Annotated in this window: 15 protein-coding genes and 1 other annotated feature; of the genes, 10 read left to right on the top strand and 5 right to left on the bottom strand. The window is 48.9% G+C overall.

Going from position 1 to position 13,852, the window contains the following annotated elements; all coding sequences use genetic code 11:
- Positions 1 to 105 precede the first annotated feature (105 nt).
- Positions 106 to 711: a class I SAM-dependent methyltransferase gene (locus NSS79_RS07030; protein WP_076112649.1), complete on the bottom strand. Its 606-nt coding sequence runs from the start codon at positions 709 to 711 to the stop codon at positions 106 to 108.
- Positions 711 to 1,664: a TIGR01212 family radical SAM protein gene (locus NSS79_RS07035; protein ID WP_342438799.1), complete on the bottom strand. Its 954-nt coding sequence runs from the start codon at positions 1,662 to 1,664 to the stop codon at positions 711 to 713. Before NSS79_RS07035 ends, NSS79_RS07030 begins: the two co-directional genes overlap by 1 nt.
- Before the next feature lie 353 nt (positions 1,665 to 2,017).
- On the opposite strand from NSS79_RS07035, the gene NSS79_RS07040 reads away from it, so the two are divergent.
- Positions 2,018 to 2,200 (top strand): hypothetical protein, encoded by a 183-nt coding sequence (locus NSS79_RS07040; protein WP_038587245.1) that lies wholly within the window; start codon positions 2,018 to 2,020, stop codon positions 2,198 to 2,200.
- 230 nt (positions 2,201 to 2,430) lie between these two features.
- Positions 2,431 to 3,147: a tRNA (guanosine(46)-N7)-methyltransferase TrmB gene (gene trmB, locus NSS79_RS07045; protein ID WP_038587248.1), complete on the top strand. Its 717-nt coding sequence runs from the start codon at positions 2,431 to 2,433 to the stop codon at positions 3,145 to 3,147.
- A gap of 111 nt (positions 3,148 to 3,258) precedes the next feature.
- On the opposite strand, the gene NSS79_RS07050 is transcribed toward trmB, so the two are convergent.
- Both NSS79_RS07050 and NSS79_RS07055 read right to left on the bottom strand, forming a co-directional pair.
- Complete coding sequence (locus tag NSS79_RS07050) at positions 3,259 to 4,374, bottom strand: glycosyltransferase (RefSeq protein WP_342438800.1); 1,116 nt, start codon at positions 4,372 to 4,374, stop codon at positions 3,259 to 3,261.
- A gap of 56 nt (positions 4,375 to 4,430) precedes the next feature.
- Entirely contained in the window at positions 4,431 to 4,958 is a 528-nt protein-coding gene (locus NSS79_RS07055) for a phosphatase PAP2 family protein (protein ID WP_342438801.1), read from the bottom strand.
- 412 nt (positions 4,959 to 5,370) lie between these two features.
- On the opposite strand from NSS79_RS07055, the gene NSS79_RS07060 reads away from it, so the two are divergent.
- From NSS79_RS07060 to rplT, 4 genes are all read left to right on the top strand, one after another.
- Positions 5,371 to 6,609 carry a glycosyltransferase family 2 protein gene (locus NSS79_RS07060; protein WP_342438802.1) on the top strand — a complete coding sequence of 413 codons (1,239 nt, stop codon included), beginning with the start codon at positions 5,371 to 5,373 and terminating at the stop codon, positions 6,607 to 6,609.
- 76 nt (positions 6,610 to 6,685) lie between these two features.
- Positions 6,686 to 6,830 (top strand) — a sequence feature (ribosomal protein L20 leader region).
- A gap of 60 nt (positions 6,831 to 6,890) precedes the next feature.
- The gene (gene infC / locus NSS79_RS07065) at positions 6,891 to 7,388 is read left to right on the top strand and encodes a translation initiation factor IF-3 (RefSeq protein ID WP_038587254.1); all 498 of its coding nucleotides are present in this window, start codon (positions 6,891 to 6,893) and stop codon (positions 7,386 to 7,388) included.
- 56 nt (positions 7,389 to 7,444) lie between these two features.
- Positions 7,445 to 7,645: a 50S ribosomal protein L35 gene (rpmI, locus tag NSS79_RS07070; protein ID WP_036696104.1), complete on the top strand. Its 201-nt coding sequence runs from the start codon at positions 7,445 to 7,447 to the stop codon at positions 7,643 to 7,645.
- A 32-nt stretch (positions 7,646 to 7,677) separates the two neighbouring features.
- A complete protein-coding gene (gene rplT / locus NSS79_RS07075) occupies positions 7,678 to 8,037 on the top strand; it encodes a 50S ribosomal protein L20 (RefSeq protein ID WP_038587257.1) in 360 nt (119 codons plus the stop codon).
- A 117-nt stretch (positions 8,038 to 8,154) separates the two neighbouring features.
- On the opposite strand, the gene NSS79_RS07080 is transcribed toward rplT, so the two are convergent.
- Positions 8,155 to 8,697: an acyl-CoA thioesterase gene (locus NSS79_RS07080; RefSeq protein ID WP_038587259.1), complete on the bottom strand. Its 543-nt coding sequence runs from the start codon at positions 8,695 to 8,697 to the stop codon at positions 8,155 to 8,157.
- A 309-nt stretch (positions 8,698 to 9,006) separates the two neighbouring features.
- Between NSS79_RS07080 and NSS79_RS07085 the strand changes: the two genes are divergently transcribed.
- The 4 genes from NSS79_RS07085 to NSS79_RS07100 all read left to right on the top strand — a co-directional run bounded on the left by NSS79_RS07085 (position 9,007) and on the right by NSS79_RS07100 (position 13,742).
- On the top strand, positions 9,007 to 10,008 hold the full coding sequence (locus tag NSS79_RS07085; protein WP_342438803.1) for a BMP family ABC transporter substrate-binding protein: 1,002 nt from the start codon (positions 9,007 to 9,009) through the stop codon (positions 10,006 to 10,008).
- 172 nt (positions 10,009 to 10,180) lie between these two features.
- Positions 10,181 to 11,719 carry an ABC transporter ATP-binding protein gene (locus NSS79_RS07090; protein ID WP_341090579.1) on the top strand — a complete coding sequence of 513 codons (1,539 nt, stop codon included), beginning with the start codon at positions 10,181 to 10,183 and terminating at the stop codon, positions 11,717 to 11,719.
- Positions 11,712 to 12,785, top strand: coding sequence for an ABC transporter permease (locus NSS79_RS07095; RefSeq protein WP_342438804.1), 1,074 nt, complete (start codon positions 11,712 to 11,714; stop codon positions 12,783 to 12,785). Before NSS79_RS07090 ends, NSS79_RS07095 begins: the two co-directional genes overlap by 8 nt.
- Entirely contained in the window at positions 12,786 to 13,742 is a 957-nt protein-coding gene (locus NSS79_RS07100; protein ID WP_038587267.1) for an ABC transporter permease, read from the top strand. It begins immediately after the preceding gene.
- Positions 13,743 to 13,852: the final 110 nt, after the last annotated feature.

Genomic DNA, 13,852 nt, shown 5'->3' on the forward strand with positions numbered 1-13,852 from the left:
CACAACATCTTCCTTCCAATTTGTAATATTTACTTGCTTCTGTTACTTACAGCGTGTCAATTTTGTGAGCTGAATGCCAAAATGCCCGATTTTGCTCATTGCTATTTAGGCTTCAGTTCCTTTTTTCTTCTCTACGGCTACTACGTAGGGAGCGGAAGACCGCTGCAGCTGGCGGTACACAATGCTCTGCGCCTCCTGCTGGGCAAGCCCTGCCGCCCATGACTCAACGGCGGAGGCTTCGCGGTCTCCGCCGTCATGGCCCGGGTAGAGCACCGCCGTGACGATGCCGCCCGGGCGCAGCAGCGAGAGCGCGGCCTCCAAGGCGGCCAGCGTGCTCTCCGGCTCGGTGATGATGGTCTTGTCGGCATCGCCGGAAGGCAGGTAGCCGAGGTTGAACATCACCGCCGACACCGTTCCGCGCCACTCCGGCGGAACGGCATCCGCCATCGCTGCATGGCTGCGCTGCAGCAGCGTCACGGGAGAAAGCGCTGACGGCGCTTCCTCCCGGGCCAGCCGCAGGCGCTCTTCCGCAAGCTTCAGCGCCGCAGGCTGAATGTCGAAGCCGTACACCCCGCCTCGCGGCCCGGCCGCCTTGGCGAGGAACAGCGTATCGGCACCGGTGCCCACGGTGGCGTCAATGGCTCTGCCGCCGGACATTAGGCGTTCGGCGGTTAATTTATGAGCAAAGCTAAGGACGGACATAAAGCCCATTAGCTCTTCCTCCAGTACTTACCCTGCCAGGTGTCGCGTGCAACCAGCTCATCATCAATTGCGTTCAGCACTTCCCATTTCTTAAGGCTCCACATAGGCCCGATCAGCAGATCGCGCGGGGCATCCCCGGTCAGACGATGAACAATCATCTCCGGCGGCAGGATTTCCAGCGAGTCGGCGATCAGCTTGACATATTCGTCCTGCTCCAAAAAGCGCAGCAGGCCAGCCTCATATTGCTTGACCATCGGCGTTTTGCGCATGAGATGCAGCAGATGGATTTTGATGCCCTGAACACCCATGCGGGCAACAGCCGAAACAGTTTCCAGCATCATTTCATGAGTTTCCTGCGGAAGCCCGTGGATGATATGGGTACAGACGCGGATGCCGTGACGGCGCAGCTTCTCGACAGCTTCGACATAACACTTGGTATCATGGGCGCGGTTGATCAGTTCGGAAGTGGAATCATGAATGGTCTGCAGACCCATCTCCACCCACAGGTACGTACGCTGGTTCAGCTCGGCGAGATATTCGACGACATCATCCGGCAGGCAATCCGGACGTGTGGCGATGGCAAGTCCGACCACACCCGGCTGCTGCAGAATCACTTCATAATATTCTCTCAGCTCCTCGACCGGAGCGTACGTATTAGTGTAGGCCTGGAAATAACCGATATACTTTGCATTCGGCCATTTCAGATGCTGTCTGTCGCGCACATTGTTGAACTGGGTAACCAGATCGTCGCGGCGGCTTCCGGCGAAATCGCCTGATCCTCTGGCGCTGCAGAAGGTGCAGCCTCCTTTGGCGATAGAGCCGTCACGGTTAGGGCAGGTGAAACCGGCGTCGAGCATTACTTTGAATACCTTGGTATCCATCTGTTCGCGCATTTCGTAGTTCCAGGTATGAAATCGTTTATCTCCCCACAGCAGTGGAGAAAAGGTCTCTAGAAGACTCAACAGGTGCAGCTCCTCTCTTAAATATAAGAACGTTTATTTTTAGGGCTGAATGACTGCTTTCCCCCTGAAGTTATCCTTATATTGTCGCTAAAATGACGGTGTTCCGGAAAGGCAACGTAGAGCCATTTTATTTTAACCTATCCATTGTAACAAAAAACAGCGCCCAGCGTAACATTGGCGCCTGCGGAATCCGTGAAAAAAAGGCTAAAAATAAAGGGTTTTCACTTGTTAATGCTTACACATTATGTTATATTTAAATTGTAAAAAACCTGATACAGCAAGCAAAATCTTCATTTATTGAATTCATAATTTCGTGTCGTCCGATCCATAATAAAACCCAAGAGGTGATCACGATGAATTCTCAAACATCATATGCCGAAGGCAAAGGCTCCATTGATGTGCAATTGACTCCTGATGAAGCGCTTGCGCTTACGGGTGTGGAGTTTAATGGCAACCATAAGATTAAGACAGAAGCGCAGCGCAAGATCAGAAATGCGTTCGAGAAGAAATTTGATTTTAATACACCGGCAAGGTAGACTATGAACTGTTGAACTAGTGGACCCCAATTCCAAATACAACATAAAAGGGAATTCTCCGGCGGATTTTTTGCCCCCGTCGGAGAATTCCCTTTTCCTTTTGGCAAATATATGTAGAAAATGACGGAATCAGCATCTCTTCACTGAAATCCCTTTACTTTTGCAGATAAGTTCGGCACAATATTGCAAGTGATAGTTATTGTAATAAGTGAATAAGCGGAGGAATACCTATGCGTTTACGCGGAAGAAAAGGAATACGTGAAAGCCTGGAGGAACAGACCGATCTGGTAATCCTCGATCCACGCAGCCTCAAGGGGCGGTGGTCTGAATTGTTCGGCAACGATCATCCGATTCATGTGGAATTCGGAATGGGCAAAGGACAGTTCATTAGTCAAATGAGCTTCAAATATCCCGATATTAATTTTATCGGCGTTGATATGTACGATGAATTGATCCGCCGCGCGGCTGAGAAAGCCCGTTTGGTGTGGGAGCCGGCAGGACATGAGACGCCGCCTAACCTCAGAGTGGCACTCGCCAATATTAACTACGCGGAGGAAGTGTTTGCTCCAGGAGAGCTGGAACGTATCTATTTGAACTTCAGCGATCCCTGGCCGAAGAGCAAGCATGCCCGCCGCCGCCTGACGCATCCGCGTTTTCTTGACAAATACCGCGGGTTACTCAGTCCGCTGGGGGAAATTCATCTGAAGACAGATTCCCGGAGCCTGTTTGAGTTCTCCCTCAATGCGTTTGCCGACTATGGGCTGCAAATGAAGAATATCTCTCTTGACCTGCATGCGGACGGTGTCATCAATGAGGAGCATGTCATGACGGAATATGAGACCAAATTTTACGGCCGTGGCGTCAATATCCAGCGTTGCGAAGCGATTGTCGGGGCAGAGGCGCTGGAGCGGTATCAGGCCGCCCGGCTGGATAAATACCGGCTGTAGAACAGTTAATGCCGATTTATGTCTCCACCAAAGCAGAAGCATACAAAAATGGCAGTCCAAGGAGAAATTCCTGGACTGTCTTTTTTATATGTTCCCTTGTTCTTGTGGGCGTTATTCGAGCATATCAATAATGCTTTGGGCGCTTTGCAGCGGATTAAACCTGGCGATCGCTTCCAGATGGCTTTTTCGTTTGGCCTGCACGTCCTCATAGTTGTAGAGCAGCCGCTCCATCCATTTGTCGACTACATCCAGCGATGAAATCGGTTCTCCAAGACCTGCAGCCGTGAAGTAGCGGCAGTTCTCCTCTTCCTGACCTGGCAGGGGGTGATGGAAGAGCATGGGGATACCCTTGGCCAGCCCTTCGCTGCAGGTCATTCCTCCTGGCTTGGTAACGAGCAGATCGGATACCTCCATCAGCTTGTCAATCTCGCGGGTAAACCCGATCAGGGAGATATTGGGATGAATGTACCGGTGGTCCTCGTTCATCTCGCTCAGCAGTTTATCATTCGTGCCGAGACAAAAGACAATCTGGACTTTCTCCCGCCAGCTCGCCAGCGCTTCGTTCACGACTTCATCGTTCATCATGCCCCAGCCCCCGCCCATAACCATAACCGTCGGTAAGTCCTGCAGGCCGAACTGCTCCAGAATTTCCGTTCTTCCGGGATGTTCCCAGAAGTTGGGGTGAACCGGCATGCCGGTAACCTGGATTTTGGCGGCAGATACGTTTCGCCGGCGCAGCTTGGCTTTGACCTCCGGAGTGGATACCAGATACCGGTCTACCTCAGGGCTGATCCAGGTGGCATGGGCATCATAATCCGTGATCACCGTAACGAGCGGCGCTTTGAAGGCCGGATCCAGCCGTTTCAGGCGGGATACCACAGCGCTGGGTATAAAGTGAGTGCAGACGATAATATCGGGCCTCAGCTGCTTTACAATATTTTGCGTATGCGTATAAAATAAGCGGTGCAAGGCAAGCGTGGTAAGACGATTAAATGATTTCTGGTGACGGTACACGTACCCCATCAAGCGGGGCTGGGTCGTCACTGTTTTGCGGTATGCCGACACAACAAGAGGCGCCAGCTTTGGATTCAGGAAATTCCCTAGCTCCAGCACCTTCGTTTGCACTTGGGGCGATAACTTACGCAGGCTGCTCGACAGCGCGTAGGCTGCCTGCGTATGTCCTGCGCCAAAACCTTCCGACAGCAATAAAACTCTTTTTTTGCGCAATGTTGGATTCACCTGTTCCCGGATGGATTTCGCCGATATGACTTGTGATGCAGGCTTCAGATCCATAAAACAACGGTGCCTGCCGCAACGCCAGTGCCGATAACCGCTCCTGCAAGAACGTCAGAAGGATAATGCAGTCCCAAATAAATGCGGGAGAAACCGACAATAGCGGCCAGAGGCAGCAGGAAAACGGTCAAGGCAGGGTAAGCCGCCATATAAGGTACCGTTGAGGCGAAGATAGCTGTAGTATGACCTGATGGAAAAGAATGATCTTTAAGCGGATTGTGAAACGTATTCGTTCCCGGCAGCGCCAGATAAGGACGCATGCGCGGGTATAACTTTTTAGCAACAGCGACGGGCAGGTGGCTGACAGCCAGAGCCGTGAGAGCCTGGAGTCCCGTTGTTTTCAAAGGCTGGGGTGAGAGCGCCCAGATTAGCACATTGATACCGATAGCGCTTGTAGCTCCGCCCAGATGGGTTAGATAGAAAAGCCAAAAGTTCAAAAAAGGGTTGTGCAATCGTCCGTTGATCCACTTGAAAATTTGCCGTTCCCAGAGATGTAGTTTCATGAATAAATGTTTCATACTTTGTCCCTCCGATAGTCCGGCTGAGGATAATAAACGCAGCAGCAGCCACTCGATCCAAGACCTGAAAGCTGTCTTTATCATACGTTTTTAAAGCAGTCCATTTCAAGAAAAAGCTCGGTTAAGGTCGGAAAATGCCAGTTTTGACTTAACAACCCCTTACACCTTACAATGATTCAAGTAGGCGAAACATGTTTATAAGGTTACAGAGAATTGAGGAGTCCGCCATTTGGTATCTCTATAACATCTTTATAAACGGGATAGATATAAATTGAAGCCTGCTCCACAAAAAGGGGAAACTCTTGGTCTACTGTAAGGAATGCAACAAAAGGGTCAGAAAGAACGTTTAATAAGACAGAGAGAAAAAAAGAAAAAAGCACACCAAGAGTGAAAAAGGGGGCATCAAAAGATCATGACAGACGCATTGTTTGTTACGCTCCAAGTGATCTTGGCGGCAATCGCAGTCTATCAGTTCACATTATCGTTGTTTGGACTGCGCAAGAAAAAGAATAAGGTACAGTTCGGGCCGGAAAAATCATTTGCTGTATTGGTTGCCGCGCACAACGAGGAAGAAGTCGTCGGCGCATTGATGGAGAATTTGAAACAGCTTAATTATCCCCAAGAGTTGTACGATGTATTTGTCATCTGCGACAATTGTACAGACGGCACCGCAAGAATTGTGCGCGAGCACGGAATGAATGCCTGTGTCCGCACCAATACCAACCTTCGGGGCAAGGGTTACGCAATCGAGTGGATGCTCAAGGAACTATGGGCGATGCCGAGACAGTATGATGCAGTTGTCATGTTCGACGCCGACAACCTTGCGCATACCGAATTCCTCACAGAGATGAATAATGATCTCTGCGCAGGCGGGCGCGTAATTCAAGGCTATATTGATACAAAGAATCCGGAGGATTCATGGATTACTGCTGCATACGGCGTATCTTACTGGTACATCAACCGTTTGTGGCAGCTGTCGCGCCATAATTTGAACATGGCCAACTTCCTGGGCGGAACCGGCATGTGCTTCGAAACCAATCTGCTTAAAGAGATGGGCTGGGGAGCAACAAGCCTTGTCGAGGATTTGGAGTTTACGATGCGCAGCGCATCCAAAGGCGTATTTCCAAAATTCAACTATGACGCCAAGGTATTTGATGAGAAGCCGCTCACGTTCAAAGCATCCTCCAGACAGCGGCTGCGCTGGATGCAGGGACACTTTACAGTGGCCCGCCGCTACTTCTTCCCTTTGCTGTGGCAAGCCATTAAAGAACGCAGCCTGACGAAGCTTGATCTCGCGCTGTATGGGGTGAATGTCTACATCGTGCTGCTGACGTTCCTGATGACTGCTGTAATGTGGGTAGACACTTCGCTGCTTAATGGTCCGCATATTGCCAATATTTACGGTCATTTGCCGTTGTGGCTCAGCTTCTTTGCAGTCGGCGCCAATATTATCACCTTCCTGCTGGCCATGGCGCTGGAGAAGGTCAAGTTCAAAAAAGTGTATCTTTACCTGCTGGTCTTTCCGGTGTATCTGCTGTCCTGGTATCCAATTACGTTCTATGCCTTCTTCACGCAGAACAACAAGCAATGGAGCCATACCAAGCATACGCGTGTCGTGCGGCTTGAGGAAGTTCAGAGCAAGCAAGGATAAGCCCGGATTTTCACAAAAGAACATGTTGACACTCCTTGCGGAGTATTGTATAGTATTCAAGTATGCAAAACATAGGGATTGCAAGCAGAAGCACCGGCTTCTCACCTGACTGGCAAATACGCCAGCTGGTTTTGATCTCAATGCTTTATGAATGGTTATAATTCATGAACGTTGATCAAACGGGGTGTCGGGGAGTTACCGGCATCCCTTTTTTATGGAGAACCGTAAATAAAATAATTGTAAAGTAGATCCGGAGGTGGAGTATTATCAGTAAGGAACATATGATCAATGATGAAATTCGGGCCAAAGAGGTTCGGTTGGTTGGAGCGGAAGGCGAGCAAATCGGAATTAAGCCGATCCGCGAAGCGCTGCAAATGGCGATTGATCTTAATCTTGATTTAGTCAACGTAGCACCGCAGGCGAAACCGCCGGTATGCCGCATCATGGATTACGGCAAGTTCCGTTATGAAACACAGAAGAAAGAGAAGGAAGCACGCAAGAACCAGAAGATCGTGGATCTTAAAGAAGTATGGTTCCGTGCCAACATTGAGGAACATGATTACCAAACCAAGTTCCGCAATGTGATTAAGTTCCTGGGCGAAGGCGATAAAGTGAAGTGCTCCGTCCGTTTCCGCGGACGTGAGATTACCCACGCTAGCATCGGCCAGAAGATTCTGGAACGTGTTAAGACCGAAGTGGAAGATATCTCTGTTGTTGAGCGCCAGCCTAAGCTGGAAGGCCGCAGCATGATTATGATTCTGGCTCCTAAAGCCCAATAATTTGGAGTCACTTGCACAGCAATTTGGCGCCGCATAATATTCAAGGAGGAAACACCATGCCTAAAATGAAAACACATAGCAGCCTGAAAGGCCGCTTCAAAATTACCGGAACTGGTAAAGTACTGCGTTACAAAGCTCACAAGAACCACTTGCTGTCCCACAAATCGAAACGCGCTAAACGCGTATTGAACGGCAATCCAGTAATGGCCCCTGGGGATGTAAGACGTTTGAAACAAGGACTCGCTAACTTGAAATAGTTTTATCACACATTTTTGGGAGGTTTATTAATATGGCAAGAGTTAAAGGCGGATTTGTAGTTCGTCGTAGACATAAAAAAGTGTTGAAATTGGCAAAGGGTTATTTCGGTTCCAAGCACCGCATTTTCAAAACAGCTAACGAGCAAGTAATGAAATCGATGGTTTACGCATACCGTGACCGTCGTCAAACTAAACGTAACTTCCGCAGACTGTGGATCGTTCGTATCAACGCAGCAGCTCGTTTGAACGGCCTGTCTTACAGCAAGCTTGTATTCGGCCTTAAATTGGCTGGCGTAGAAGTGAACCGTAAAATGCTGGCTGACCTGGCAGTAAATGATCTTAACGCATTCAACTCCCTGGCTGTTGTAGCCAAAGAGAAGATCAACGCGTAAGAGGGATAAATAAACCGAAAAGCACCACCTGCGGGTGGTGCTTTTTTTGCGCGGTGACATTCAGAGAAGCCCCCTGCCGGCCAGATTCTGTAAGGGAGGGGGCTTGCAGTAGGAATTTTATTCCCAGTACTTGGTGGTACTCAATTGTGAAGCCAGCTTTTTGCTGTTTGTCCGTCTTAGTTTGCGCAGCTCTGAACGTTCATTGGCGGATTCGCTGATCAGCTTCTCTTCATCGGTCTCGGGGATAATAGCCGGAACTGGAGCAGGTGTGCCATCCTCGTGCACCGCTACAAAGGTCAGGAATGACGTAGCGGCGACAACGCGCTCGCCTGTGTATAAGTTCTCCGAGATAATCTTCACAAATACCTCGATACTTGTGCGTCCTGTCCAAGAGACGAAGGATTCGAAGCACACGGAGTCCGTAGGTCTGATTGGCAGAAGAAAGTCAACGGAGTCAGCAGAGGCGGTTACCACATTCGTGCGGCAATGGCGCATAGCCGAGATGGAGGCAACCTCATCAATGGTGCTCATCAGCTTGCCGCCAAACAGGGTTTTGTGGTTGTTGACATCATTCGGGAAGACGCGGCCGGTTTTGAACACGCGGGATTCACGGCTGTATTTAAAGGCGGGCGCGACTTGTGGGGTGTTTTGTTCATCCATATTTTTCAGTACTCCCTTTTCATGCAAGATATAAACAATCATGATAATAGAAAATACATTTGTGTGCAATAATATTTATAAGGTTTTAGGAATATGTTTAACTATTTTGAGCTTTCCTAACATCAAATAGACATAAGTATAACATTTTGTGTCAGGGTAAGCGTTTTCTTGGTGAAAAATGCAAATTATTATTGACCTGAGGTCATTTATAGACTGGATTTTAGGTTTTTTTACAGTTATAATTTGATCTAATGGTATGTCCAAGCAGAACACAGAAGACATCCAATTTCTTAAGGGGGATCACATTCGATGAAAAAGGTTTTCAAATTGTCGCTCGTTATGTTGATGGCAACCAGTGTCATTTTGGCAGGTTGCGGTAACAAAAAGGACGGCGCATCCGACGTTAAGGTAGGGCTGGTTACAGACGTAGGCGGGGTAAACGATAAATCGTTTAACCAATCTGCCTGGGAAGCCCTGGAAGCTCTTAATAAAGAATCCGGTGTGGAAATTAAATATCTGCAAAGTAAAGCCAACGCAGACTATGTGCCAAACCTTAACCAATTCGTAAAAGGCGGCTACGATCTGACTTGGGGGATCGGCTTTGACCTTGGAGACGCTTTGCTGGAAGTAGCTAAAGCAAATCCGGATGCCAAACTGGCAATCATCGATAACGTTGTAGACGCTCCAAATGTTGAGTCCGTTACTTTCGCTGAGAATGAGGGTTCCTTCCTGGTGGGTGTTGTTGCCGGTTTGACAACTAAAACTAACAAAGTGGCCTTCATAGGCGGTATGGACAGCCCGGTTATCAAACGTTTTGAAGTTGGCTTCAAGGCCGGCGTAGAAGCAGTTAATCCTGAAGCAACAGTAACGAATACTTATGCAGGCGCTTATGACAAGCCTGATACTGGTAAATCCCTGGCTGCTACCCTGTACGATGCCGGAAACGACATCATCTTCCCTGCTGCCGGCCAAACTGGCAACGGCGTGTTCAATGAAGCTAAATCCCGCAATGATGCAGGCGGCGATAAAGTATGGGTAATCGGCGTAGACAAAGACCAATCCATAGAATTTGGCGACGATGTAACTCTGACTTCCATGATCAAACGTGTTGACGAAGCGGTTAAGAAGGTTTCCCAACAAGTGGTCGACGGAACATTCAAAGGCGGCACTACAACCGTACTGAGTCTGAAAGACAACGGCGTAGGCCTTCCTGAAACATCAAAAGCCAACGTATCCGAAGAAATTCTGGCTAAAGTTGAGGATTTCAAGAAACAAATCATCGATGGCAAGATCACTGTTCCATCCGAGTAAGCATTGAGTCATTCTTACAGCTTTACAATAACGTAATAAGGAACAAGGCCGGTTCTATAGCTGGCCTTGTTCCCTGTTAAAAGTTATACGTGAACACAGCAGTGCCGCCTCGCAAGGGGCGGTACAGCCGTGTCTGTATGTCTATTATATATTCTGTGATGAGGGTGATTCCATGAGTGCTGCGGCTCCTGTCGTAGAGTTGAAGCAAATCACAAAACGCTTTCCCGGTATTGTAGCGAACGACTCTATAAGTCTGACGCTGGAAAAAGGGGAGATCCATGCGCTGCTGGGTGAGAACGGTGCAGGTAAGTCCACCTTGATGAATATCGTATTCGGACTATACCAGCCCGATGAAGGCAGCATCGAAATCGACGGGAAACCGGTTATTATCGATAGCCCTAATAAAGCTATTGAGCTTGGCATTGGTATGGTCCACCAACATTTCAAGCTTGTAGAGCCTTTTACGGTCACCGAGAACATTGTTCTGGGCATGGAACCGAAAAAAGGACTTAAAATCGACTATAAATCAGCTTCGGAGCAGGTTCGCAAACTATCGGATCAATATGGCCTGCAGGTCAATCCAAATGCCAAAATTCATGACATTTCGGTCGGCATGCAGCAGCGGGTAGAGATTATGAAAACCCTGTATCGCGGAGCGGATATACTTATATTCGACGAGCCTACCGCTGTATTGACGCCGCAGGAGATTACTGAGCTTATGGCGATCATGAAGCGGCTCGTTGCAGAGGGCAAATCCATTATTCTAATTACACATAAGCTTAAAGAAATCATGCAGATTTCCGATCGGGTTACGATCATCCGTCGTGGTAAGGTGATTGATACCGTTAAAACTGCCGGGACGAATCCGAATGAGCTGGCCGAAAAAATGGTCGGACGCGGCGTGACATTCAAAGTGGACAAGCAGGCTCCGCATGTGGGATCCAGCGTCCTTAAGCTGTCCAATGTCAGCAGCAAGAGCAAGGAAGGCGTATCTGTGCTGAATGGCCTCAGCTTTGAAGTGAAGGCTGGTGAAATCCTTGGGATTGCAGGCGTTGACGGCAACGGACAAAGTGAACTGATCCAGGCGATCACGGGACTCCGCAAAATTGATTCCGGTTCTATTACCGTATCCGGTAAAGAAATTTCTAACCTGTCTCCACGCAAAATCTCGGAAATGAATGTATCCCATATTCCGGAAGACCGTCATAAACACGGGCTTGTGCTCGATTTCAGTGTAAGTGAAAATATGGTATTGGAAACGTACTACAAGAGTCCGTATAACCAGTCTGGCTTCCTGAAGAAAGACGTAATCAATCAGCATGCCGAAGATTTGGTCAAGCAGTTTGATGTGCGTACGCCTTCGATTGAGAATAAAGCCCGCTCTTTGTCAGGCGGTAATCAGCAAAAAGCGATTATTGCGCGGGAAATAGATAAAAATCCGACACTCCTGATTGCGGCTCAGCCGACACGTGGTCTTGATGTCGGAGCGATTGAGTTCGTGCAGAAGCAGCTGATTGCCCAGCGTGATCAGGGCAAAGCCGTGCTGCTGATTTCTTTCGAGCTGGATGAGATTATGAATGTTTCCGACAGAATAGCCGTTATCTATGAAGGGCAAATCGTCGGCGAAGTATTGCCGCAGGATACGAATGACCAGGAACTGGGTCTGATGATGGCGGGCAGCTTGAAGCGGGGAGGAAAAGCGGGTGCATAGACTGAAAAAAATATTTGCGACAGACAGCTATATTGTGCCGATTGTTGCAATAATAATGGGTTTCCTGGTAGGAGCTGTCGTAATGCTGGTCGGCGGATATGACCCTATCCTCGCCTATTCATCCCTGTTCGAGCGTGTATTTGGCAGTGCTTATGATTTCGGTGAGGCAATACGTGAAATGACGCCGCTGATGTTTACCGGGCTTGCCGTAGCATTTGCCTTCCGCTCAGGAATGTTTAACATTGGTGCGGATGGCCAAGTGCTTATCGGTATGACCGCCGCTTCAGTGGTCGGTATTAAGCTGGCCGGACTGCCGCCATTCCTGCTGGTCCCGCTTGCTGTTATCGCTGCAGGGCTCTGCGGCGGTCTGTGGGCCGGAATAGCCGGATTTCTTAAGGCGAAACGCGGCATTAATGAAGTTATCACTACCATTATGCTGAACTGGATCGCGCTCTATCTGGCAAATTACATTGTCAAAACATTTTTACTCCTTCCAAAGCAAAACCGCTCGGAGGATATTCCCGCTTCGCTCTCCATGAACTTCCTTAATTCTCTGTTTGATAACGCCCGTCTGCACTGGGGTACAGTTATTGCGCTTGCTGCAGCGCTGTTCTTCTACGTGTACTTATGGAAGACCAAACAGGGGTATGAAATGCGTGCGGTTGGACTCAATCCGCATGCCGCAGAATATGCCGGGATGAATGTTGGACGCAATGTAGTGAAGGCGATGTTCATCAGTGGCGCTTTCGCCGGGCTGGCGGGAGCAGGTGAGGTGCTGGGCGTATTCCACTATCAATCCGTCTTCGCAGCCTCGCCGGGTTATGGATTTGACGGCATCGCCGTTGCGCTTCTTGGACTGACTCATCCGCTTGGAGTCGTACTGGCCGCTATCCTATATGGAATACTGACGTATGGTTCGCCAGGCATGAGCTTTGGAGCAGATGTTCCACCGGACCTGATCCGTATCGTAATCGGTTCAATTATATTCTTTATTGCGGCACAAGGAATTGTCCGCTGGGTGCTTAAACCGTTTTACTTCAAGCGCAAGAAAGAGAAGGTGTTATAGATGGATCTGCAGACGTTAGGACAACTGCTCAATACAACGCTTGTATTCTCCACAGCGCTCATTTTTGCCGCGCTGGGCGGCATCTTCTCTGAACGCTCCGGGGTAGTTAATATCGGTCTTGAAGGTTTGATGATGTTTGGTGCCTTTGCGGCAGCTGTGGGCGGATATTATGCCCAGGATGCCGGAATGGGGGCATGGGCTCCGTGGGTGGGGGTGATTTGCGCTATGGCTGTGGGTGTGATTGGCTCATTGATTCATGCGGTAGCCGCAATTACCTTTAAAGCCGATCAGACGATCAGCGGTACAGTAATTAACTTCCTTGCTGCCGGCAGTACGCTTTATATAGTTAAGCTACTTTTTGACGGCGCTGGTGAAACACCGCTGCTGGATGGCTTCAAAAAAATACCGGTGCCAGGTCTTTCGAAGATTCCGGTTATTGGCGAAGGGATTTTTAATTCCTATCCGACAACCTATTTGGCGATTGTGCTGGTTATTGTCATTTACTTTGTGCTGTTTAAGACTCCGTTTGGCCTTCGCTTGCGCGCAGTTGGCGAACATCCGAGTGCTGCAGATACGCTGGGTGTCAATGTAAAGCGGATGAGATATATCGGAGTTATGCTGAGCGGCCTGCTGGCCGGTATCGGCGGAGCGACAATTACGCTGACGACTACAGGTACCTTTGGGCACAATACGATCTCCGGTCAAGGTTTTATCGCCATTGCAGCGATGATCTTCGGCAAATGGAATCCGCTTGGCGCATTTGCAGCCGCAGTATTCTTCGGATTCTCCCAGGCTATCCGCAACTATGTGCAGTTGTTTGAATGGTCCAATAGTATCCCTCAGGAATTTATCTTTATGATTCCTTATGTATTGACGATTATAGTACTGGTAAGTGCTGTCGGCCGCTCTTCGGCACCAAAAGCGCTCGGTGAGCCATACGATCCCAGCAAACGTTAGACCCGCAGTTGATTTGAATAGCAGTATTATTCAAAAACGCATTTCCGGCTGTTGCCGAAAATGCGTTTTTTTGTGCAAAGATAAGAATTTATATGCTTCACGCTATAAAT

It is taken from the genome of Paenibacillus sp. FSL L8-0436 (assembly GCF_038593025.1).
Classification (GTDB): domain Bacteria; phylum Bacillota; class Bacilli; order Paenibacillales; family Paenibacillaceae; genus Paenibacillus_AQ.

Bases quoted from the DNA above. Each gene is read 5' to 3' on its own strand.
- NSS79_RS07030 (WP_076112649.1), bottom strand. From the start codon at position 711: ATGGGCTTTATGTCCGTCCTTAGCTTTGCTCATAAATTAACCGCCGAA.
- NSS79_RS07040 (WP_038587245.1), top strand. From the start codon at position 2,018: ATGAATTCTCAAACATCATATGCCGAAGGCAAAGGCTCCATTGATGTG.
- trmB (WP_038587248.1), top strand. From the start codon at position 2,431: ATGCGTTTACGCGGAAGAAAAGGAATACGTGAAAGCCTGGAGGAACAG.
- NSS79_RS07055 (WP_342438801.1), bottom strand. From the start codon at position 4,958: ATGAAACATTTATTCATGAAACTACATCTCTGGGAACGGCAAATTTTC.
- NSS79_RS07060 (WP_342438802.1), top strand. From the start codon at position 5,371: ATGACAGACGCATTGTTTGTTACGCTCCAAGTGATCTTGGCGGCAATC.
- infC (WP_038587254.1), top strand. From the start codon at position 6,891: ATGATCAATGATGAAATTCGGGCCAAAGAGGTTCGGTTGGTTGGAGCG.
- rpmI (WP_036696104.1), top strand. From the start codon at position 7,445: ATGCCTAAAATGAAAACACATAGCAGCCTGAAAGGCCGCTTCAAAATT.
- rplT (WP_038587257.1), top strand. From the start codon at position 7,678: ATGGCAAGAGTTAAAGGCGGATTTGTAGTTCGTCGTAGACATAAAAAA.
- NSS79_RS07080 (WP_038587259.1), bottom strand. From the start codon at position 8,697: ATGGATGAACAAAACACCCCACAAGTCGCGCCCGCCTTTAAATACAGC.
- NSS79_RS07085 (WP_342438803.1), top strand. From the start codon at position 9,007: ATGAAAAAGGTTTTCAAATTGTCGCTCGTTATGTTGATGGCAACCAGT.
- NSS79_RS07090 (WP_341090579.1), top strand. From the start codon at position 10,181: ATGAGTGCTGCGGCTCCTGTCGTAGAGTTGAAGCAAATCACAAAACGC.
- NSS79_RS07100 (WP_038587267.1), top strand. From the start codon at position 12,786: ATGGATCTGCAGACGTTAGGACAACTGCTCAATACAACGCTTGTATTC.